The following is a 22,774-nucleotide window of genomic DNA, read 5'->3' as shown; positions in this document are numbered from 1 at the left end:
GGTGGTAGAGTTCTGGGCTGAGTGCGGCGCCGAACGGGCGCCGCTCTTGTATTCCGGAGTGCCATCCGCAGTTGCTTGCAGCCCGGGGCTGCACTGTGGCGTGGCGTGATGGCCCGGCGGTTGCTGTGCTCGCCACGTGGCGGGCCGCTTCACCCCTCATCGACCGATTCCCCGCATGTTGCCCAAGCTTCTCACCTCGATTTTCGGCAGCCGCAACGAACGGCTCCTCAAGCAGTACCGGCGAGTGGTCGATCAGATCAACGCCCTCGAGCCGCAGTTCGAGCAGCTCGGGGATGTCGAACTGCGGGCCAAGACCGAGGCGTTCAAGCAACGCGTGGCCGACGGCGAGACGCTCGACCAGCTGCTGCCCGAGGCCTTTGCCGTCGTGCGCGAGGGCAGCAAGCGGGCACTGAAGATGCGCCACTTCGACGTCCAGCTGATCGGTGGCATGACGCTGCACAACGGCAAGATCGGCGAGATGCGTACCGGCGAGGGCAAGACGCTGATGGCGACGCTGCCGGTCTACCTGAACGCGCTGGCCGGCCAGGGCGTGCACGTGGTGACGGTCAACGACTACCTCGCGCGGCGCGATGCCGAGTGGATGGGACGGCTGTACAACTTCCTCGGGCTGACGGTCGGGGTCAACGGCCCGCAGATGACGCGCGAGGCCAAGCAGGCCGCCTACGCTGCCGACGTGACCTACGGCACCAACAACGAGTTCGGCTTCGACTACCTGCGCGACAACATGGTGACCGAGGTGGCCGATCGGGTGCAGCGCTCGCTGAATTTCGCGATCGTCGACGAGGTCGACTCGATCCTGATCGACGAGGCGCGCACGCCGCTGATCATCAGCGGCCAGGCCGAGGACCAGACCGAGCTTTACCTGCGCATCAACGCGGTCGCGCCGCTGCTGAAGAAGCAGATCGGCGAGGCCGATCCGCGCACCGGCGAAGGCGTGATCGAGGCTGGTGACTTCACCGCTGACGAGAAGACCCACCAGGTGGTGCTGACCGAGGCGGGGCACGAGCATGCCGAGGCGCTGCTCGCGCAGGCCGGTCTGCTGGTCGAGGGGGCGAGCCTGTACGACGCCGCCAACATCACGCTGATGCACCACCTGTACGCTGCGCTGCGCGCGCGCCATCTGTACCACCGCGATCAGCATTACGTGGTGCAGAACGGCGAGGTCGTCATCGTCGACGAGTTCACCGGCCGCCTGATGACCGGGCGGCGCTGGAGCGACGGCCTGCACCAGGCGGTCGAGGCCAAGGAAGGCGTGCAGATCCAGGCCGAGAACCAGACGCTGGCCTCGATCACCTTCCAGAACTACTTCCGCATGTACGGCAAGCTCGCCGGCATGACCGGCACGGCCGACACCGAGGCCTACGAGTTCCAGGAGATCTACGGCCTGGAGACCGTGGTGATCCCGCCCAACAAGCCGACCCAGCGCCGCGACGAGCTCGACCTGGTCTACAAGACCTCGCGCGAGCGCTACGAGGCGGTGGTCAAGGACATCCAGGACTGCTACGAGCGCGGCCAGCCGGTGCTGGTGGGCACCACATCGATCGAAAACTCCGAACTGATCTCGAAGCTGCTCGAGAAGTACAAGCTCCCGCACGAGGTGCTCAACGCCAAGCAGCATGCCCGCGAGGCGGAGATCATCGCCCAGGCCGGCAGGCCGAAGGCGGTGACCATCGCCACCAACATGGCCGGCCGCGGCACCGACATCGTGCTGGGCGGCAACGTCGAGAAGCAGGTGCAGTTCATCGAGGCCGACGACGCCATCCCGGCCGACGACAAGCTGCGCCGCATCCAGCAGCTCAAGGACGAATGGGCCGGCCTGCACGAGCAGGTCAAGGCCGCCGGCGGCCTGCGCATCGTGGCCACCGAGCGCCACGAGTCGCGCCGCATCGACAACCAGCTGCGCGGCCGTTCGGGCCGCCAGGGCGACCCGGGCGCCTCGCGCTTCTACCTGTCGCTCGAGGATCCGCTGATGCGCATCTTCGCCGGCGACCGTGTCAAGGCGATCATGGAGCGCCTGAAGATGCCCGATGGCGAGGCCATCGAGGCCGGCATCGTCTCGCGCAGCATCGAGGGCGCGCAGCGCAAGGTCGAGGCGCGCAACTTCGACATCCGCAAGCAGCTGCTCGAGTACGACGACGTCTCGAATGACCAGCGCAAGGTGATCTACCAGCAGCGCAACGACATCCTCGAATCGAAGGAGCTCGGTGCCCAGATCGCCCATCTGCGTCGTGGTGCGATGACCGATGTGGTGCGCACCTTCGTGCCGGTCGAGAGTGTCGAGGAGCAGTGGGACATCCCCGGCCTGGAGAAGGTGCTGCGCGACGAATGGCAGCTCGACGTGCCGATCGCCGCGCAGGTGGACAAGAGCGATGCGATCACCGATGAGGATCTGGTCGAGATGGTCGCCAAGACCGCCGACGAGACCTATGCCGGCAAGGTGGCGCTGGTCGGCGAGGAGCAGTTCTCCGGCTTCGAGCGCGCGGTGCTGTTGCAATCGATCGACACGCACTGGCGCGAGCATCTGGCAGCGCTCGACTACCTGCGCCAGGGCATCCACCTGCGCGGCTACGCCCAGAAGAACCCGAAGCAGGAGTACAAGCGCGAGGCCTTCGAGCTGTTCTCGACCCTGCTCGACACGGTGAAGATGGACGTCACCCGCCTGCTGATGACGGTACGCATCCGCAGCACCGAGGAAGTCACGCAGGCGGCCGAGGCGCTGGAGGAGAAGGCCGAAGCCATCAGCAACCTCACCTACACGCACCCCACCGAAGACGGTGGCGTGGCGGTCGAGGCCGATCCGGCCACCGAAGTAGCGAACCGCATGGCCGAGGTGCCGCGGGCCGGCCGCAACGACCCCTGCCCGTGCGGCAGCGGCAAGAAGTACAAGCAGTGTCACGGCCGATTGGCTTGAGCACAGCGACCCGGAGAGCCCCATGCCCGTGAACCTCGCTGCCCCGAACGCCGCCGACTTGCATCCCGTGCCGGGGGTCGAGATCGGCATCGCGATGGCCGGCGTGCGCAAGGCGGGCCGGCGCGACCTGAGCGTCTTCAAGCTGGCCGAGGGCTCGACGGTGGCGGCGGTGTTCACGCAGAACCGTTTCTGCGCCGCGCCGGTGCAGCTGTGTCGCAAGCACCTGGAGGCCGCCGTCGGCGTGCGGGCGCTCGTCGTCAACACCGGCAACGCGAACGCCGGCACCGGCGAGGATGGGCTGGTGCGCGCGTTCTCCACCTGCGTGGCGCTGGCCCGCCGGCTCGACATCGCGCCGGAGCAAGTGCTGCCGTTCTCGACCGGCGTGATCATGGAGACGCTGCCCACCGACCGCATCGAGGCCGGGCTGCCGGCCGCGCTGGCCGACTGCCGGGCCGACAACTGGCCGGCCGCTGCCGAGGCCATCATGACCACCGACACCCTGCCCAAGGCAGCGTCGCGTCAACTGCAGATCGGCGGCCGGACGGTGACGGTGACCGGCATCGCCAAGGGCGCGGGGATGATCCGTCCCAACATGGCGACGATGCTCGGATTCGTGGCCACCGATGCCAGGGTGGCTCCGCGCGCCTTGCAGGCGCTCGTACGCGAGGCGGCCGACCGGTCCTTCAACCGCATCACCATCGATGGCGACACGTCCACCAACGACAGTTTCGTGCTGGTCGCCACGGGCCAGGCGGCACACGACGAGATCACGGCACTCGAGTCGCCCGAAGGTGCGGCGCTGCGCGAGGCGGTGATCGCGGTGTCGCAGCAGCTCGCGCAGGCGATCGTGCGCGACGGCGAGGGTGCGACGAAGTTCATCACGGTGCGCGTCGACGGCGGCCGCTCGAAGGAGGAGGGCCGGCTGGTCGCCTACGCGATCGCGCATTCACCGCTGGTGAAGACCGCTTTCTTCGCCAGCGATCCCAACCTGGGCCGGATCCTCGCCGCGGTAGGCTATGCGGGCATCACCGACCTCGACCAGTCACTGATCGACCTCTACCTCGACGACGTGCACGTCGCGACGAAGGGCGGTCGCCATCCCGCCTACCAGGAGGCCGACGGCCAGCGCGTGATGAAGCAGAGCGAGATCACCGTGCGGGTCGATCTGCACCGCGGGGCGGCCCATGCCACCGTGTGGACCTGCGATCTCTCGCACGACTACGTGACGATCAACGCCGACTACCGCAGTTGAGCGGTCGTCCGAAGCGGCGTCAGCCGCGGCCCAGCGGCAGTGCGAAGTAGAAGGTCGCGCCACGGTCCTTCTCGGATTCCGCCCAGAGCCGCCCGCCCATGCGGTGGATCGCGCGGCGCACGATCGCCAACCCGATGCCGGTGCCCGCGAACTCGACGTCGCCGTGCAGGCGCTGGAACGGCTCGAACAGGTGTTCGGCCGCCGTCATGTCGAAGCCCACGCCGTTGTCGCGAATCTGGCAGACGAGCTGACCGTCGGCCGTTGGGGCGCCTTGCAGATCGATCAGCGCGTCGTCGCGCCGGAGGGTGTATTTCCAGGCGTTCGACAGCAGGTTCTCCAGCACGACGCGCAGCAGGCCCAGATCGCCCACGACCTTCAGGCCGGTGGCGATGCGCACCGTCATGCCGGCCCGTGGACTCTGCTCGCGCAGCACGCCCACGATCTCGTGGGCGAGTTGCCCGATGTCGATCGTGCGGTGCCGTACGTCGCCGTGGCCGACATGCGCCAGCTTGATGAGGTCGTCGATCAGCGCTTCCATGCGCCGCGCGGACTTGCCGATGCGGTCCAGGAAGCCCTGGCCTTCCGCATCGAGCTGCGAACGGTGATGGTCGGCGAGCAGGCCGCTGTAGCCGCTGATCGCCCGCAGCGGGGCCCGCAGGTCGTGGGCGACGCTGTAGGAAAAGGCTTCCAGACCGGCGTTGGCTTCGCGCAGCGCGGCGGTCCGCTCCTGCACCCGGTGCTCCAGTTCCTGCAGCGTCTGCACGTTCTCGATCGCGACCGAGGTCGTGTCGGCCAGGGCCTGCAGCAGTGACACCTCGTCGGTGCTCGGCCGGTAGGGGCGTGCCCAGTAGTTGCCGATGGCGCCGATCGGCGACTCGCTGCGGATCGGCACCATCGCCATGCTGCGCACGAAGGTCGGGCGGTAGGCGTCGACCGGCACGCGCGGGTCCTGGTAGATGTCGGGGATGACGGCGGGCGTGCGCTGGAGCATGACCCAGCCACTGACGCAGGCCGACATCGGGAAGCGCTGTCCCTTCCACAGCGGCTCGATCGCATCCTCGTCGGCGTAGTGGCACAGGTCGCCGTCGCGCAGGATGAAGGTGGCCCCATCGGCCGAGGTCAGCTCGCGGGCACCGTGGCGCACGATGGCCATGATCTGCTCCACGCTGCGCGCCAGCGAGAGTTGCTTGACGATGTCGACCAGCAGCGCCATGCCGCGCGCGCGCCAGGCCAGTCGATCGCGGTCGGCCCGCAGCAGCGGGTGCCGCAACGCCGGCGCCAGCCGCCACAGTGCGTCCTTCGGCACGACATCGGCGGCGCCGGCCGCCAGCCACTGCTGCGCACGCTGCCCGTCCGCGTGGCCGCTGACGAAGATGAAGGGCGCCCCGGGTTGCCGTTCACCGGCCAGTTGCAGCGCCCGCAGACCGTCCAGGCCCGGCACTTCGCTGTCGCTGAGGATCGCGTCGAAGCGGTGCTCGCCCAGCGCCTGCACATAGTCGGCAGCGGTCGACACGCGTTGCCATTCGGCGCGCACCCCCAGGTGCTGCACGGTGCGACACAGCAGGTCGGCGTCGAGTGCGTCGTCTTCGAGGTGCAGCAGATGCAGAAGGGCTTCCATCGGGGGGCGTTCCTTTCGTGGATCCTGGATCGGTCTCGATGTTGCCGCGGCGGGTGCCGTTGACCATCCCCAGCCTGCACGCGGCCCGGGCCTCGGGTGCTCAGCCCGGCGTGTCCGGCGCGAAGCGATCGACGGCGTCGGTGATCAGGCCATCGATGCCGGCCGCACGCAAGCGCCGGGCCTCCGCCGCGCCGTTGACCGTGTAGGACAGCACGCGCAGGCCGGCCTCGTGGGCCTGGCGGATGGCGTTGGCGTCGAGCGCGCGGTGCTGGACCACGATGGCGGCGCAGCCCAGGCCGCAGGCCGCCTCGCGCCAGCCTGCCGCCAGACGCTCCAGCAGCAGGGCGCGCGGCAGGGCCTCGACCGCGTCGCGCGCCGCCGCCAGCGAGGCGGTCTCGAAGGAGCTCAGCAGCGGCGGCGTGAGGCCGGCCCACAGGCCGGCGGCCACTCGGGCGACCACGGCGCCGGTACGCGCCGCCTGGCCCGGGCCGGGCTTGAGCTCCAGGTTCAGCAGCAGGCCGCTGTGGCGGGCGTGCTCGGCCAGCGCCGCCAGCGTCGGCAGGCGCTCGCCGCGGAAGCGGGGGCCGTGCCAGGCGCCGGCATCCAGGTCGGCCAGCGCGGGCCAGGCCTGTGCGGCCGCGGGACCATGCCCGTCGGTCGTGCGATCGAGGGTCGCGTCGTGCAGCAGGAAGGGCTGTTCGTCGGCACTCAGCGTCACATCGCATTCGGCCATGCGATAGCCGCGTGCTTGACCGGCGCGAAAGGCGGCCAGCGTGTTCTCCGGCGCCAGCTTGCCGGCGCCGCGGTGGGCGATCCAGAACGGGTAGGGCCAGGGCGCTGGGGGGAGCATGCCGCATGGTAGCCAGCACCGGTGGCCATGACCGCACGGGCGTCGGCCGTGCTGCACTGCGATAGCATTCGGGCCCAGACGCGACTTGATGTTGGCGGCTGGCGACCATGAACGCACCGCTTCCCCTCCACAGCACGATCCAGGCCGCCGACGGCCACGCCGCGCGACTGCGCGAGATTCCGTACAACTACACCTCGTTCTCCGATCGCGAGATCGTGCTGCGACTGCTCGGGCCGCGGTCGTGGGAGATGCTGCACCAGCTGCGCGCCGAGCGCGTGACCGGCCGCTCGGCCCGCATGCTCTACGAGGTGCTGGGCGACATCTGGGTGGTGCAGCGCAACCCTTACCTGCAGGACGACCTGCTGGACAACCCACGCCGGCGCCGCCAGCTGGTCGAGGCCCTGCAGCACCGGCTGGGCGAGATCGACAAGCGCCGCGCCGACAAGGACGAGGCCACGATGGACGTGGAAGCGGCGCAGCGCAATGCCCGCGTCGGCGAACTGCTGAAGGCGGCACGCGAGGCGGTGGATCGCTTCTCGCTCGGTTTCGACACGATGGCCGAGCTGCGCCGCCGCGCGCAGCGCCGGCTGGGGCGGCACACGGCCAAGGACAACATCAAGTTCGACGGTCTGTCGCGCGTGTCGCACGTGACCGACGCGACCGACTGGCGGGTCGAGTACCCGTTCGTCGTGCTGACGCCCGATACCGAGGCCGAGATGGCGGCGCTGGTGAAGGGCTGCATCGAGCTCGGCCTGACGATCATTCCGCGCGGCGGCGGCACCGGCTACACCGGTGGAGCCGTGCCGCTGACCTGGAAGAGCGCCGTCATCAACACCGAGAAGCTCGAGGCGATGGGCGAGGTCGAGTGGGTCTCGCTGCCGGGGCTTGCCCAGCCCGTGCCGACGGTGTGGACCGAGGCCGGCGTCGTGACCCAGCGCGTCGCCGACGCCGCCGAGCGTGCCGGCCAGGTGTTCGCGGTCGACCCGACCTCGGCCGAGGCGAGCTGCATCGGCGGCAACATCGCGATGAACGCCGGCGGCAAGAAGGCCGTGCTGTGGGGCACCGCGCTCGACAACCTGGCCTCGTGGCGCATGGTGACGCCCGACGCGCAGTGGCTCGAGGTCGTGCGCCTGAACCACAACCTCGGCAAGATCCACGATGCCGAGCTGGCGAGCTTCGAGCTGCGCTACTTCGAGGCCGACGGCAAGACGCCGGTGCGCACCGAGCGGCTCGACGTGCCCGGCCCGAGCTTCCGCAAGGAAGGCCTGGGCAAGGACGTGACCGACAAGTTCCTCGCCGGGCTGCCGGGCATCCAGAAGGAAGGCTGCGACGGACTGATCACCAGCGCGCGCTGGATCGTGCACAAGATGCCGGCCCACACGCGTACCGTGTGCCTGGAGTTCTTCGGCAACGCCAAGGATGCGGTGCCGAGCATCGTCGAGATCAAGGACTACCTGTTCGCCGAGCAGCGCGCCGGCGGTGCGATCCTCGCCGGGCTCGAGCACCTGGACGACCGCTACCTGAAGGCGGTCGGCTACGCGACCAAGAGCAAGCGCGGTGGGCTGCCGAAGATGGTGCTGGTGGGCGACATCGCCGGCGAGGACCCCGACGCCGTGGCGCGTGCCGCCAGCGAGGTGGTGCGCATCGCCAATTCGCGCCACGGCGAGGGGTTCGTCGCCGTGAGCGCCGACGCGCGCAAGAAGTTCTGGCTCGACCGCAAGCGCACCGCGGCGATCAGCAAGCACACCAACGCCTTCAAGATCAACGAGGACGTGGTGATTCCGCTGCCGCGGATGGGCGAGTACACCGAGGGCATCGAGCGCATCAACGTCGAGCTGTCGATGCGCAACAAGCTGCAGCTGCTGGACGCGCTGGAGGCCTACTTCGAGCGGGGCGAGCTGCCGCTCGGCAGGAACGACGACGCCAGCGACATCCCGAGCGCCGAGCTGCTGGAAGACCGCGTGCAGCAGGCCCTGACGCTGCTGCGCGAGGTGCGTGCGCTGTGGCAGGGCTGGCTGCAGGGGCTGGACGTGCTGCCGGCGGACGGCGGGCCGAGTCTGTTCGCGCGCTTGCAGGACCACAGCCTTCGCGCCTCGTGGAAGGCGCAGGTGAGGGCGCCGCTGCAGGCGCTGTTCAGCGGCGGTGCGTTCGCCGCGGTGCTCGACGAATGCAGCCGCATCCACCAGGAGGTGCTGCGCGGTCGCGTCTGGGTGGCGTTGCACATGCACGCTGGCGACGGCAACGTGCACACCAACATCCCGGTCAACAGCGACAACTACGAGATGCTGCAGACCGCGCACGAGGCGGTGGGCCGCATCATGGCGCTGGCGCGCCGGCTCGACGGCGTGATCTCCGGCGAGCATGGCATCGGCATCACCAAGCTCGAGTTCCTGAGCGACGCCGAGATCGCCGACTTCACCGCCTACAAGCAGCGCGTCGATCCGCAGGGGCGCTTCAACAAGGGCAAGCTGCTGCGCGGCGAGGCCCTGAAAGGCCTGGGCGACGACGTGCTGGCGGCCGACCTGAGCCACGCCTACACGCCGAGCTTCGGGCTGATGGGCCACGAGTCGCTGATCATGCAACAGAGCGACATCGGCGCGATCGCCGATTCAGTGAAGGACTGCCTGCGCTGCGGCAAGTGCAAGCCGGTGTGCGCCACCCACGTGCCGCGCGCCAACCTGCTGTACAGCCCGCGCAACAAGATTCTCGCGACCTCGCTGCTGGTCGAGGCCTTCCTGTACGAGGAGCAGACGCGCCGCGGCATCAGCATCAAGCACTGGCAGGAGTTCGAGGACGTGGCCGACCACTGCACGGTCTGCCACAAGTGCCTGTCGCCGTGTCCGGTGAAGATCGACTTCGGCGACGTGTCGATGAACATGCGCAACCTGCTGCGCAAGATGGGGCAGAAGAGCTTCCGCCCCGGCAACGCGGCGGCGATGCTGTTCCTGAACGCGAAGAACCCCGATACGATCAAGCTGATGCGCTCGGCCATGGTCGACGTGGGCTTCAAGGCCCAGCGCCTGGCCAACGACCTGCTGCGCCGGCTGGCGCGCAAGCAGACTGCGGCGCCGCCGGCGACCGTGGGCCCGGCGCCGGTGAAGGCCCAGGTGATCCACTTCATCAACAAGAAGATGCCGGGCGGCCTGCCGAAGAAGACCGCGCGGGCGTTGCTCGACATCGAGGACGCGAACTACGTCCCGATCATCCGCGACCCGCAGGCCACCACGGCCGACAGCGAGGCGGTGTTCTACTTCCCCGGCTGCGGCTCCGAGCGCCTGTTCTCGCAGGTCGGGCTGGCGACCCAGGCGATGCTCTGGCATGCCGGCGTGCAGACCGTGCTGCCGCCGGGCTACCTGTGCTGCGGCTATCCGCAGCGCGGCAGCGGCCAGTACGACAAGGCCGAGAAGATCATCACCGACAACCGGGTGCTGTTCCACCGCGTGGCCAACACGCTGAACTACCTGGACATCAAGACCGTGGTGGTGAGCTGCGGCACCTGCTACGACCAGCTGCAGGGCTACCAGTTCGACAAGATCTTTCCGGGCTGCCGCATCGTCGACATCCACGAGTTCCTGCTGGAAAAGGGAATCAGCCTGGCTGATTCCCTTTCGGCGGAGGTCGATGGCCGCAGCCAGAAGGGCCCGACCGGTTACCTGTACCACGACCCCTGCCACAGCCCGATGAAGCTGCAGGAGCCGATGAAGACCGTGAAGGCGCTGATGGGCGATCGGGTGCGCGAGAGCAAGCGCTGTTGCGGCGAGAGCGGCACGCTCGGCGTCACGCGCCCCGACATCTCCACGCAGATCCGCTTTCGCAAGGAGGAGGAGCTGCGCCGCGACGAGGTGGCGTTGCGCGCCGCGGGCAGCGTGGGCGCCGACGGGCCGGTGAAGATCCTCACGTCCTGCCCGAGCTGCCTGCAGGGCCTGAGCCGCTACGGCAACGACCTGAACAATGGCCTGCTGGAGGCCGACTACATCGTGGTCGAGATGGCACGCAGGATCCTGGGCGAAGAATGGCTGCCAGGCTACGTCGAGCGTGCCAATGCCGGCGGCATCGAGCGGGTGCTGGTGTGACCGGGCCCGCTGACTGCGAACTGTGCCGCGGTGATGGCGGCCGGCTGGTGCTGCGTACTGCCGACTGGCGCGTGATCCGCGCCGAGGATCACGCCTTCCCGGCGTTCTACCGGGTGATCTGGAACGCCCACGTCGCCGAGTGGACCGACCTGCCGCCGGCGCAGCGCAGCCTGTGCATGCAGGCGGTCGCGAAGGTCGAGACGGTGCTGCGCGAGGCGCTGAGGCCGACCAAGATCAATCTCGCCAGTCTGGGCAACGTGGTGCCGCACCTGCACTGGCACGTGATCGCGCGCTTCGACTGGGACAGCCATTTCCCGCAGCCGGTGTGGGGAGCGCCGCTGCGCCGCGTCGAGCCGACGGCCGAGGCGCGCCTGCCGCTGCCGCTGGCCGACCTCGATGCGCGCGTGGTGGCGGCGCTGGCACCGCTCGCCGGCCATTAAACTGGCAGTGTTCCCCGACGACGAGCATCCCCCAATGGCCGGCCTGACCCCCGACACCCCGACCCCGACCGCCCTGACCGTGCACCAGCAGTCCCGGGTGCTCGAGATCGCGTTCTCCGACGGCGCGCAGTTCCGGCTGCCGTTCGAGTTGCTGCGCGTGTATTCGCCTTCGGCCGAGGTGCAGGGACACGGCCCGGGCCAGGAGGTTTTGCAGACCGGCAAGCGCCATGTCGACATCGTGGAACTGGAACCGGTCGGCAATTACGCCGTTCAGCCCACCTTCTCGGACGGGCACAACTCGGGTCTGTTCGCTTGGGATTACCTCTACCACCTGGGTCGCCAGCAGGAGCAGCTCTGGCAGGCCTACGAAGCGCGGCTCGCCGCCGCCGGGGTGGACCGCGACGCCCCCATGGTCGACACTGGCGGCTCGGCCTGCGGCCACCACCACTGAGTACTGCGGCATGGGCAGCACGCACTTCGGCTTCCAGAGCGTCGACGAGAAAGAAAAGGCCGGCCGCGTGCGCGGCGTGTTCGATGCGGTTGCGTCGAAGTACGACGTCATGAACGATCTGATGTCGCTGGGTCTGCACCGTGCGTGGAAGGCCTATACGGTGGCCGTCGCGAACGTGCGCGACGGTGACCGGGTGCTCGACATCGCCGGCGGAACCGGCGATCTGGCGCGCGCCTTCTCGCGTCGCGTCGGCAGCCGTGGCGTGGTCGTGCACACCGACATCAACGAGGCGATGCTGCGCACCGGCCGCGACCGCCTGCTCGACGAGGGCCTGGTCCTGCCGACTGCGATCTGCGACGCCGAGCACCTGCCCTTCGCCAGCGGCAGCTTCGACGTGGTCAGCGTGGCCTTCGGCCTGCGCAACATGACGCACAAGGAACTGGCCCTCGCGGAGATGGCCCGGGTGCTCAAGCCGGGCGGGCGCCTGCTGGTGCTGGAGTTCTCCAAGGTGGCCAAGCCGCTGGAGAAGGCCTACGACTGGTATTCGTTCCAGGTGCTGCCGCGCCTGGGCAAGTGGGTCGCGAACGACGCGGACAGCTACCGGTACCTGGCTGAGTCGATCAGGATGCATCCTGATCAGGCCGCGCTGAAGGGGCTGATGCGCGCTGCCGGCTTCGGACACGTCGATGTCCACAACATGGCAGGCGGGGTGGTGGCCCTGCATGCCGGGATTCGTTGTTGACGCGACGAATCGTCGGGACCGGCGCTTTCCGGTAAGCATCGTGAGAATTTCACAGCGCCCCTGTCGTCTGTCTGGCGGCCCCCGGTATTGGGTGGAGAGCCCGCCGAGACCGACAGGTACACTCGATTGGAGCTTTTCCACGGGGGCTCCGGCGTTCGTTGAATGAACACTATGGTCGGAATCCAGCGTGGTCGGTCGGGGTGCCGACGCATGATTTGGACCGGGGTTTTGCGCAGTTTCGAGGGTTTTGTCATCGCGCGGCCTCGAGATTTCTGCGACAAGTGCGCCTCAAGATCGCGTGGCAGTGTTGTGTTCCTTCGCAGCTGGGTGCTCCGAAGTTCCACGAGATTTGAAGCAGAGAAAATCAGGTGGTTGGCAATGGAAATCGGGGTTGAAGTGATGAGAGTGTTTCGGCAGTGTTTCCTCGGCGTGCTCGTTGCACTTGGCACCCTGAGTGCGATGTCCGTGGCCAACGCGCAGGGAGCGACCCAGCCGGTTCGGAACGAGTATGTCCTCGGCTCCGGCGACGTCATTCGTGTGACGGTCTACCAGAATCCTGATCTCACGCTCGAAACCCGGGTGTCGGAGGCCGGCATCATCTCCTATCCTTTGCTGGGTTCCGTCAAGGCCGGTGGATTGAGCGTGACGCAGATCGAGAACCGCATCGCTGAAGGCTTGCGGACCGGCAACTTCGTGAAGCAACCTCAGGTGACTGTGCTCGTGGTGCAAGTTCGAGGGAACCAAGTGTCGGTCCTGGGGCAGGTGAACAAGCCGGGGCGCTACCCACTGGAGGTTGCCGACTCGAAGCTCAGTGATGTCCTTGCGGTGGCTGGCGGTATCGCGCCCTCCGGTGCAGACGTGGTGACGGTGGTTGGAACGCGCGGCGGACAACCGTTTCGAGCCGAAATCGACCTGGCGCGGTCAGTCGGACAGGCTCGTGCCAACGGAGATATCCAGATCGTGAATGGCGATGTCGTCTGGATCGATCGCGCGCCGATGGTCTATATCTACGGCGAAGTGCAGCGCGCGGGTGCCTTCCGGCTCGAGCGTGGCATGACGGTCATGCAGGCGCTGGCTACCGGCGGCGGTTTGACCTTGCGGGGCACGGAGAAAGGCTTGCGCGTGCATCGCCGCGGAGCTGACGGAAAAGTCCAGATATTGCAGCCGCAGATGGACGAGGCGCTTCGCGATGGCGACGTTGTCTACGTGAAAGAAAGTCTCTTCTGAAGGGGAAACCGTGACACTGGCTCATTTCTTGAGCGTGCTGCGCGCGCGCTGGGCAGTTTGCATGTTGGTCTTGGGCTTGACGTTGGTGACGACGATCGTCGTCAGCGTCCTGTTGCCGAAGCAATATGTCGCGACTGCGGCTGTGGTTGTCGAGTTCCGTCCCGATCCGGTCGGCGGTGCGATGAATCAATACCTGCCTCCGGTGGCCTATATGGCCACTCAAACCGATATCCTGAAAAGCAGCAAGGTGACCGAGCGTGTCATCAAAGAGCTGCAATTGAGCAGTAACCCACAATTGCGGGCTGAATGGCAGGAGTCCTCCGGTGGCGAGGGTTCGATCGATGCGTGGCTGGTCGAGGCGCTGCAGAAGAATCTGACGGTCACGCCGTCGAGAGAATCCAGCGTGATCAACGTGTCCTACGCCGCGACCGATCCGAAGGTGGCGGCAGACATGGCCAATTCTTTCGTGAAGTCCTATGTCGATACTTCGCTGGACATGCGGACGAACCCGGCAAAGAACTACACGGGATTCTTCGAGTCCCGCTCGAAAGAGTTACGGGATGCGCTCGATCATTCGCGTGCGAAGTTGTCTGAGTTCCAGCGCGAGAAGGGCATCACGGCGACCGACGAGCGGTTCGACATCGAGAACGCGCGCCTGAGCGAGCTGTCGTCGCAATTGGTGATGGTGCAGGCGATGTCTGCGGAGTCCAGCAGTCGCTCGATGCAGGCAGGCAGCAGCTCCGCCGACCGTCTGCAAGAGGTGCTCACCAATCCGGTCATCGGGGGATTGAAGTCGGATCTGTCGCGTGCAGAGGCTCGGTTGAAAGAGCTGAATTCGCGGCTGGGTGACAACCATCCTCAGGTGGTTGAAGCCAAGGCCAGCATCAGCGAGGTGCGGGCGAGACTGGATGCCGAAACGCGCCGGGTGACCGGTGGGGTGGGTGTTGCCAACACCATCAATCGTCAACGCGAAGCGGAATTGCGTGCCGCGCTCGAACTGCAGAGGAGTCGCGTCATCAAGCTGAAGGCGCAACGAGAAGAGAGCGCTGTGCTGCAAAGAGATGTCGAGGCAGCACAGAAGGCCTACGAATCCGTGGTCGGGCGTCTCAATCAATCGAGCCTGGAAAGCCAGACGACGCAGAGCAACATCCTGGCACTTTCGGAGGCTGTGCCGCCGTCGAAGCCGACCTCGCCGAAGTTGCTCCTGAACATTGCGCTGGCCATCTTCTTCGGATCCTTCCTCGCCGTCGGAGCCGCCATGGCCATGGAATCTGCCGACCGTCGGCTCCGTATCAATCAAGATATCGTCGAGATGATCGGGCTCCCGGTTCTTGGGGTCCTGCCTGCTCCGAATCGAAGAGCACTCGACCATGGCAGAAGCCGCATGCCGCTTTTGTCCAGCGCGCGGAACGTCAAAGCGCTGAATTCTGCGGGTAGCAACTGACATGGCGAAGTTTCAAGACTCGAGGCGCCACGAGCACGGCGCGTCTGCCTCGACAATGCCCACGATCGTCGAATCGAAGGGGCCGCCAATCCACGACAGGTTGATTGGCGACATCATTCGTGAGCTGCGCAATCTGTCTGCCGACGAAGTCGAGCGTGTACTGAGCTACCAGCGAGAGCATGGCGGCCGGTTCGGCGATGCCGCAGTCGCACTGGGGCTGGCCAGCTCTGACGATGTGTTGTTTGCCTTGTCGCAGCAGTTTCACTATCCCTATGCTCCAGAGGAGCAGCGGAACGTCAGCTCCGAGCTCGTCGCTCTTCACCAGCCGTTCTCCTACCAAGCGGAATCGTTCCGGGGGATTCGCAGTCAGTTGATGATGCGCCTGTTCTCGGGTGATCAGCCACGGCTCTCGCTTGCTGTGGTGAGCCCCGAACATGGCGATGGAAAGACTTTCTTTGCGTCCAACTTGGCGGTCATGCTTGCCCAACTTGGCGGGCGGACGCTGCTGGTCGATGCAGATCTGCGCAATCCTCGGCTGCACTCGGTGTTCGGTTTGCAGAACTCCGTCGGCTTGTCCGGCGTCCTGGCGGGGCGTGCCGAGCCCCAGGTGATTCAGCAGGTCATGACGATCCCGAGCCTCTTCGTCATGACGGTCGGAGTTACGCCGCCCAATCCGCTCGAACTGATCGAGCGGCCTGCGTTTGCGTTGCTTATGCGGGAGCTGACCAGCAAGTTCGACCACGTGCTCGTCGACACGCCGGCAGCGGTGTACGGCTCCGATGGTGCGGTCATCGCTTCGAAGTGCGGTGCGGCGCTGGTGGTGGCACGGAAGAACGAATCGAAGATGGACTATCTGGAAGAGTTGGTCGAGGTGCTGAAAGAGGGTGGCGCCAAGATTGCGGGTGTGGTCGTCAACGACTACTGATCGAAGGGCCCCGTTCCGTTGATTGCCATGGGCTCCTCCGGCAGATTGGGCAAGTCGCTCGCGCTCGTGCTGGGTGCATCGCTGCTCGTGCTGGCGATCGCGAGCGGCGTGCTGGCAGCCAAGGGAACCTTGATTTCCCAGCTGATGCTGGCCGGATTGATCGGGGGGGCATTGATGATGCTCCTTCCGCTGCCGGCGTTCTTCAGTCTGATCGTGGTCGTGACCTTCATCATCCAGGGCACGGCATCGTACTTTCTGCGCTTCCAGCCGATCGCTTGGTTGCCTTACCTGCTGTGCGCGTTGGCGCTGGTTCGCGTTTCGCTGCGGATCCGGCAGCACGACGACAAGTTCCGCCTCGGCGGTGCCGACTCCTGGGCTGCCTCTCTGCGTGAACCGGCGATGGTCTGCGTGGTGCTGTACATGATCACGATCCTCTTCGCGATCACGATCAACACGCCACCGATTTCGCAGGTCGTCGTCGGGTTGAAGAATGCGCTGCCAATCTGGGTTGCCGCGCTCATCATGCTGCGCTGCGGCGGGTCGAGCGATTTTCGCGACCTGCTCTGGCGTTTGCTGGCGATCGTGTTCTTCATCCAGGTGCCGTTGGTGCTCTACCAGCACTTCGTCATCGTCCCTGCCCGCCCTGATGTCACGACAGCGTTTGATGCCGTCGTGGGGAGCTTCGGTGGGCTGATCGAGGCCGGCGGTGCCAACTCCACGCTCGTGCTCTTCGCATTGCTCGTGATGTCGTACGAACTGGCCCGGTTCGCCCGCGGTTCGAAGAATTTCTCCAGACTGCTCCTCTATGGAGGGGTCGGACTGGTCATCATCTTTTCCGGGGAAGTGAAGGCAGCGTTCCTCTGGATTCCGATGGCCGTCATCTTCGTGTTGCGCAAGAAGATTTTCAGCAGCGCCGTGGCCCTGTTTGCGACGGTCGCGGTCGTCTCGGTCGTGATGATGGGGATGTTCGTCGCTTACAGCGCAATGTATTGGTCGAAGGCACCGGACCGGGCATCCGGAGACATGGTCGAGCGCATGGCCTATTTCTTCGACCCCTACAACGTCGATCCGCAGACGGGTGAGGTCAGTCGCGGTGCTTCGATCGGTTTCTGGGTCAACGATACCTACACGGACACCCCACGTCGCCTTGCCGGCTATGGAGTCGGATCTTCACGGGTCTCGACGACGGGGGGGCTGGGGGAGGTGGCCGTTCGGTTCGTGCCGTTCAAGATCGCGGCGACGGGCATCGCGATGTTGCTGTGGGACGCCGGATTGATCGGACTTTTCGCATTTGTCGGGATCGTGGTCTTCGGCTTGATCACGAGCATCAAGGCAGCGCGGCATCCGGATCTTCCATCCATCGAAGCGGCACGTCTCGACGCGCTGTCTGTCTATTTTCTGATTGCCTTAACGCTGCTTTTCTACAATACCTCGCTACTCGAGGATCCTTCCACTCAACTTCTGTTGGCAATTGCCGTTGGCTATGTGTGTGCGACCCGATCGCGCCTCAGAGCCGGAAGTTGAGTCTTCGATTCCGCTTCGGTCCGATGGGCCGCCCTGATGGAATTTTCGTCATCTGATGGCTTCACTCAAAGGTTTCGCTGTCATCAGGGTCGTCACCGGGCTGTCTGGAATTGCCATTCCATTGATCCTGGTGCGATGGATGTCCGTCGAGGAGTTCGCGCAGTATCTGATCGCAGTTTCTGCGATCTCGATCGCGGGCATCGTGTCCGGTTTCGGGATGGATCGCGTTCTGTATCGATTCTTGCCAGAAGCCTATCTGCGCAACGACGCAGTCTTTGCCAGCAAGCTGATCGGCATCGCCTTCGCGCCGCGGCTGTTACTCGCACCCATCGTTGTCCTTGCAATATTGACGGCTCTTGTGCCGTTGCAGGCGCAGGAAGCAATATGGATTCCGATCTCGCTAGGTTGCGCGCTTGCGATCGTCGTCGGACTTTCGGAAGTAGTCGGGCACGCTGCAAGTAGCCTGATGAAGTTCCAGTTGCAGGCGGCGATCGTGCTCGCAGGCATCGTCGTCCGGCTTGCTGTGTTGTGCTCGATCTCGCTGCTGGTCGGTGTGCTCAAGCTTGTCTGGGTGCTCCTGATCCTGGTGGGCGTCGAGTTCCTCCAACTGATCGTTGTCGCGTTTGCGGTCGTGATGCCGGTGCTTCGGCGGATGCGGATCGCCGAGGTGAACGGAGACCGCGCGAGTTGGCCGACCTGGCGCTCGCTGGGCAAGATGGCGCTGTCCAACTACGGCTCCTACATTCTCGGTCTGCCGTGGCAGGGCAGCATGCTGCGCGTCATTGTGGGCTTCCATTCGGGGGCTGCGGTGATTGCCGCATTCGGCTTCCTGCAGACGCTCGCGGACCGCCTGAAGCAGTACCTTCCTATGCAGATTCTGCAGACAGCGGTCGAGCCGGTGATGGTCCGGCGGTTCGCCGAGGGCGAGAGCCTGACGGCGATCATCGGCCAGTTGGACCTGCTGCGCCGGGTCAGCGCTTATCCCATCATCGGTTTGGCGGTCGCCTTCGGGATCGCGGGCGACCCGATCATTTCGATCGTCACGGGTGGAAAGTACACCGACGCCGGCTTGTTGGCGGCCTTGATCCTGGTCGGCCTCGCTGCCAGCACCATCAGTTCCGTCCTGTGGATCTCGAGCAGCATCGCCCACGAGATGCCGCTGTTGTTGCGACGGTTTGCTTTGATCTCTGTGTTCCTGTTTCCCATCATGTGGGTCGCCGCCAAGCATGCCGGTGGAATCGGGGTCGCTCTGGTCGCTATGCTGGTTTCGCCGGCGTTATGGTGCGCCCTTCGATGGAGCCCCAGCAAAGCAACCGTCGGAACGTGGGACTGGGGCAAGGACCTGAGAGTCGCTGTTGTAGCGATTGCGCTGGTGGTGATTGGCAGAATCCTCGCCCGCGATGCAACAGTCATGGCGAGCATCGCGGTCGCATGCGGGGCCTTCCTCGCATATGCGGCTGGCGTGGTCCTCTTGCGTACGCTGCGTCGGGAGGATCTTGTAGTGCTCAAGGAGTTGCTGGCGACGTCCGTGCTGGCGAAAGGCGCATAGATGAGTGGTCGTCCCCGGATCGTGATCGGTACCTGGTTCTACGACAACCAGCCAGGCTTCCTTGATTTCAAGTACCGAATAGAAGCGTTGGCAAGACACTACGATGTGACGCTGGTCTTGAGGGATGCGTCGTTCGAAAAGCAATTCGCCTGCGAACTCCTGACCGTCAAGGTCCTGCCAACGGCACGGACCGGAAAACGGCCGTTGTTCGGCTACATCCGTCGTCTCGCCCATTTCGTGAAGAGTGAGCAGCCCGATCTGGTCTTCCTGCTTGGTTCACAGTTGGCGCTGGCGTCCTGGTTGATCGCTCGTGTGCCAGTCGTGCTGTACTGGAATGAGCACCCGAGCCATTTTTTCGGGGGCCAACCGAAGACGCAGTTTCTGAGGCGGTTGCTGGGGTTGGGACTCGTGAGAGCCAGTTATCTGGCAGCAGGGCGCTGCCGCCTGGTCATGCCGATCGGGGAAGCCCATCACGAGGACCTCTTGCAACATGGTGTCCCGCGCGCGCGCCTCGAACTGATCTACATGGGTGTCTCCGGCGAGTTCTCGGGGCAGGAGGCTGAACGAGGAGACCGAGGGACCGGTGCGCGCCTGCAACTCGTCTACACCGGGACCGTCGCGCGAGAGCGAGGGCGCGATGTGATGCTGGAAGGGCTGGCGCTTGCTTGCCGAGCCGGGGTTCCCTGTCAACTCACCCTGGTCGGTGCCGATGAGGATCAACAGCGCTACTGTGCGAACCGAGCCAGGGAGTTGGGTCTGGGCGACGAGATGCTCACGGTGGTCGGGCGCGTACCCGGCGCCGAGATTCCGGGCTATCTGAGGCGAGCCGATCTCGGTATCTGCATCTGGGAAGACAGGCTGTGGTGGCGATTCAACCCGCCGACCAAGCTGTTCGAGTATCTGGTTGCCGGCCTGCCGGTTCTGGCCAGCAGGATCAGAACACACACCGACTACATCGAAGACGGCGTCAACGGTTTCGTGTTCGACTACGATCCCGCATCGTTTGCGCAGTGCCTGGAGACCATCTGGGCTCGACGATCCGATCTTTCGACAGCATCCGAACGAGCTGTGCTGAGCAGTGGGAAGTTCAAATGGACCGGCATCGAACCGCGGTTCCTAGAACTCGTACAAGAGGCCTGTCCGGGCTGATTCGGCGCGGCGACACACCCCGTTCTCGAGCCATGGCCGATCTTTTGTTCATTCACTAGAGCCTGCGTACCGATGAATATTCTGTATCTGGTTCGCGAACGCTTTCCTTCATTCCGCCCTGATGTGACGGAGTTGTTCGGCACCGAGTTGCCGCGGCATGGAGTTCGGTGCGTCGCTGTCATGCGTAGCGAGCGTCACGCACAGACCACGACGGTGCGACGGATGGCCCGCTGCGCTGTGGTGGTCACGCCTTTCTACGCCCGCGGGGGGCTGGTGGGCAAGCTGATCAACTGCGTCTACCTTGTCATGGGTTACGCCACATTCCTGTCGCTCGCGTGGCGCCGCTCCTGGGACATCATTCAGTGCCGAGACGAGATCGGCGGAGCTTGGCTGGTCAAGCTGGCATCGCTGTTCGGAACGTCGATCAAGAGCTACTGGCTGTCTTTTCCGTTTCCGGAATCGAGCATGGAAGAAGCGAGCAGAAGTCGGGGGCTGAAGAAGCGTGTTCTGCAGTTTCGTGGCTGGCTCGGCGTGTGGCTGCTGTACAGAACCGGCTTGCGACTTGTCGATCACGTGTTCGTTCAAAGCGAACAGATGAAGCGAGACGTTGCGCACTATGGCATCCCGCCATCGAAGATGACGAGCGTCCCGATGGGGGTTCAGATCAAAGCGGAAGATATCGACAAGTACTCGTCTTTGCGCCCCCGGTCCGAACGGCTGGTCGTGTCATATCTGGGCACGTTGACCACTGGGCGGCGTCTCGACTTCATGGTGCGCGTGATCGCCGAAGTCCGCAAGGTCGTTCCCGACGCGGGATTGTTGCTGGTCGGTGCCGCGGAGTCCCGGGAGGAGCGCTCGCTGATCTTCGGCGAAGCGGATCGTCTGGGTGTCAGCGAGGCGATCACGATCACCGGGTTTCTGCCCAGAGCGGCGGCGTGGGACAAGCTGAGAGAGTCGTTCGTCTGCGTGTCGCCGTTCTTCCCCATGTTCATTCTCAATTCGACGTCACCGACCAAGCTTGTCGAGTACATGGCATTAGGCATGCCGGTGCTGGCAAACGAGCACCCCGAGCAGAGTCTTTTGATCGAGGACAGCGGTACTGGAAAATGCGTCGCCTGGGATGAATCGGCCTTCGCCACGGCCATCATTTCGATGTGGAGGGACGCCGACGAGACGCTCCGAAATGCGACCCGAGGTCCAGCTTACGTCCTCGAGAACCGCTCTTACCGCGCCATCGGTACACGCGTGTACGATCGGTACAAGAGCTTGTTGCGCAGTGAATCGAAACGCTCGTTGGCTGCGTAAGAAGCAATAAGAACACCCCGAGGAGACCGTCGCATGCTCATGCGATGCAGCGCTCGCGATTGAGTCCTCATGACTGCGACGCCGAAGAACAAGAGAGTCCTGATGCTGTGCACTGCAGCACGAGGGGGTATGCGTGCCGTCGTGGAAGCCTACGCACGGGACGGCCTGTTCGAGCGCTGGAACGTGCTGCTGATCGCGACTCACGTGGAAGGCTCGATGGTGCGGCGGCTGGGCGCCATTGTGCGGGCCATGACGAGATTCCTCTCTCTTAACCTGTCCGGTCAGGTCTTGTTCACGCATATTCATGCCGCGGCCGGTGGCAGCTTCTGGCGAAAGTCGATCTTCGGGTTGATCGCCCGCCTGTTTGGGCATGCAGTCATCTTCCACCTACACAGTGGCCATATCAGCGGGCATATCGATCGTTTGCCGCTCGTCGGGCAACGGATTGCCGGTTGGGTGCTGTCGCGATTCTCCTGCGTGGTCGTGCTGTCAGAAGTGTGGCGCACATTCGTCTTGCGGATTGCGCCGACGGCAGAAGTTGCCATCGTTCCGAATTACGTCGTGTTGCCGACAATAGAGCCGGTTGACCCGACACCGCAGCTTGCGGAGCAAGCGCTCAATTTGCTCTTCTTGGGGTTCGTGGGATCGAACAAGGGTGTTTTCGAACTGATCCCGGCCGTCGCCCGCGCGCGAAGTGCCGGTTACGACGTTCGACTCACCATTGCAGGACATGGAGAGGTGGACAAGGCCAGGCGCATGGCGGCGGATCTCGATGTTGCCGATGCGGTGTCTGTCATCGGTTGGGTTGATGGCGAACGAAAGTTGGAGCTTTTGCGGGCCGCGGATGTCTATATCCTGCCGTCACGCAACGAAGGCATGCCCGTCAGCATCCTCGAGGCCATGAGCTGGTCGATCCCGGTCGTGGCAACGCGCGTTGGCGGCATTCCCGAGATGATCGATTCGGGGGTGGAAGGTCTTCTGGTCAAGCCTGGAGATGTCGAAAGCATCCTCGATGCGATCCTGCACTTGGCAGCGGATCGACATCTGCTGCCTTTCATGGGCCGAGCCGCGCGAAGGCGCGTCGAGACCGAGTTCAGCAAGGATGTTGTGCTGCCGAAGATAGAGGCGATCTACGAGAGGCTCTCACGCATCTAGCCAGCGCTCGCCGATGCTTCGGAGCGATGTAGCAAGGACGGATGGCGCATTTCGCCGAGCCACGTGCTGGTAAGGCTCATCTACGCCCCGTGCGGCTGTACGCGTGACTGCGCGATCTCCACGTGCGTCGGCGAATCC

16 protein-coding genes are annotated in these 22,774 nt (G+C 65.0%); 14 read left to right on the top strand and 2 right to left on the bottom strand.

Annotated features, from left to right (window positions below):
* Nucleotides 1-175 precede the first annotated feature (175 nt).
* Both secA and argJ read left to right on the top strand, forming a co-directional pair.
* The gene (gene secA / locus C1M51_RS03290) at nucleotides 176-2,932 is read left to right on the top strand and encodes a preprotein translocase subunit SecA (RefSeq protein WP_129448217.1); all 2,757 of its coding nucleotides are present in this window, start codon (nucleotides 176-178) and stop codon (nucleotides 2,930-2,932) included.
* A 22-nt stretch (nucleotides 2,933-2,954) separates the two neighbouring features.
* Nucleotides 2,955-4,184 (top strand): bifunctional glutamate N-acetyltransferase/amino-acid acetyltransferase ArgJ, encoded by a 1,230-nt coding sequence (argJ, locus tag C1M51_RS03285; RefSeq protein ID WP_129448216.1) that lies wholly within the window; start codon nucleotides 2,955-2,957, stop codon nucleotides 4,182-4,184.
* A gap of 19 nt (nucleotides 4,185-4,203) precedes the next feature.
* Here the strand turns inward: argJ and C1M51_RS03280 are convergent, their stop codons facing one another.
* Nucleotides 4,204-5,802, bottom strand: coding sequence for an ATP-binding protein (locus tag C1M51_RS03280; protein WP_129448215.1), 1,599 nt, complete (start codon nucleotides 5,800-5,802; stop codon nucleotides 4,204-4,206).
* 100 nt (nucleotides 5,803-5,902) lie between these two features.
* Nucleotides 5,903-6,652: a glycerophosphodiester phosphodiesterase gene (gene ugpQ / locus C1M51_RS03275; RefSeq protein WP_129448214.1), complete on the bottom strand. Its 750-nt coding sequence runs from the start codon at nucleotides 6,650-6,652 to the stop codon at nucleotides 5,903-5,905.
* A 107-nt stretch (nucleotides 6,653-6,759) separates the two neighbouring features.
* Here ugpQ and C1M51_RS03270 point away from each other — a divergent pair, with 107 nt between their 5' ends.
* The 12 genes from C1M51_RS03270 to C1M51_RS03215 all read left to right on the top strand — a co-directional run bounded on the left by C1M51_RS03270 (nucleotide 6,760) and on the right by C1M51_RS03215 (nucleotide 22,636).
* On the top strand, nucleotides 6,760-10,725 hold the full coding sequence (locus C1M51_RS03270) for a DUF3683 domain-containing protein (RefSeq protein WP_129448213.1): 3,966 nt from the start codon (nucleotides 6,760-6,762) through the stop codon (nucleotides 10,723-10,725).
* Nucleotides 10,722-11,165, top strand: a complete 444-nt coding sequence (locus C1M51_RS03265; protein WP_129448212.1) for an HIT family protein — start codon at nucleotides 10,722-10,724, stop codon at nucleotides 11,163-11,165. The genes C1M51_RS03270 and C1M51_RS03265 overlap by 4 nt, the downstream gene beginning before the upstream one ends.
* A 34-nt stretch (nucleotides 11,166-11,199) precedes the next feature.
* A complete protein-coding gene (locus C1M51_RS03260; protein WP_129448211.1) occupies nucleotides 11,200-11,616 on the top strand; it encodes a gamma-butyrobetaine hydroxylase-like domain-containing protein in 417 nt (138 codons plus the stop codon).
* Nucleotides 11,617-11,626: 10 nt separating this feature from the next.
* Nucleotides 11,627-12,358: a bifunctional demethylmenaquinone methyltransferase/2-methoxy-6-polyprenyl-1,4-benzoquinol methylase UbiE gene (ubiE, locus tag C1M51_RS03255; RefSeq protein WP_129448210.1), complete on the top strand. Its 732-nt coding sequence runs from the start codon at nucleotides 11,627-11,629 to the stop codon at nucleotides 12,356-12,358.
* Between the two features lie 378 nt (nucleotides 12,359-12,736).
* Nucleotides 12,737-13,585 (top strand): polysaccharide export protein EpsE, encoded by an 849-nt coding sequence (gene epsE, locus C1M51_RS03250; RefSeq protein WP_242499954.1) that lies wholly within the window; start codon nucleotides 12,737-12,739, stop codon nucleotides 13,583-13,585.
* Nucleotides 13,586-13,619: 34 nt separating this feature from the next.
* On the top strand, nucleotides 13,620-15,029 hold the full coding sequence (epsF, locus tag C1M51_RS03245; RefSeq protein WP_242500027.1) for a chain length determinant protein EpsF: 1,410 nt from the start codon (nucleotides 13,620-13,622) through the stop codon (nucleotides 15,027-15,029).
* Between the two features lie 55 nt (nucleotides 15,030-15,084).
* Nucleotides 15,085-15,954, top strand: coding sequence for a polysaccharide biosynthesis tyrosine autokinase (locus tag C1M51_RS03240; protein ID WP_242499953.1), 870 nt, complete (start codon nucleotides 15,085-15,087; stop codon nucleotides 15,952-15,954).
* Nucleotides 15,955-15,972: 18 nt separating this feature from the next.
* Nucleotides 15,973-17,478, top strand: coding sequence for a hypothetical protein (locus tag C1M51_RS03235; RefSeq protein WP_129448207.1), 1,506 nt, complete (start codon nucleotides 15,973-15,975; stop codon nucleotides 17,476-17,478).
* A 55-nt stretch (nucleotides 17,479-17,533) separates the two neighbouring features.
* Nucleotides 17,534-19,027: a lipopolysaccharide biosynthesis protein gene (locus tag C1M51_RS03230; protein ID WP_129448206.1), complete on the top strand. Its 1,494-nt coding sequence runs from the start codon at nucleotides 17,534-17,536 to the stop codon at nucleotides 19,025-19,027.
* Complete coding sequence (locus tag C1M51_RS03225) at nucleotides 19,028-20,176, top strand: glycosyltransferase family 4 protein (RefSeq protein ID WP_129448205.1); 1,149 nt, start codon at nucleotides 19,028-19,030, stop codon at nucleotides 20,174-20,176.
* A 72-nt stretch (nucleotides 20,177-20,248) separates the two neighbouring features.
* Entirely contained in the window at nucleotides 20,249-21,481 is a 1,233-nt protein-coding gene (locus C1M51_RS03220) for a glycosyltransferase (RefSeq protein WP_129448204.1), read from the top strand.
* 129 nt (nucleotides 21,482-21,610) lie between these two features.
* The gene (locus C1M51_RS03215) at nucleotides 21,611-22,636 is read left to right on the top strand and encodes a glycosyltransferase (protein WP_165349643.1); all 1,026 of its coding nucleotides are present in this window, start codon (nucleotides 21,611-21,613) and stop codon (nucleotides 22,634-22,636) included.
* The last annotated feature ends 138 nt before the right edge of the window (nucleotides 22,637-22,774 follow it).

The sequence above is a fragment of the Methylibium sp. Pch-M genome, from assembly GCF_004136295.1.
Taxonomy (GTDB): domain Bacteria; phylum Pseudomonadota; class Gammaproteobacteria; order Burkholderiales; family Burkholderiaceae_C; genus Methylibium; species Methylibium petroleiphilum.
This window is presented reverse-complemented; position numbering and strand designations above follow the sequence as displayed.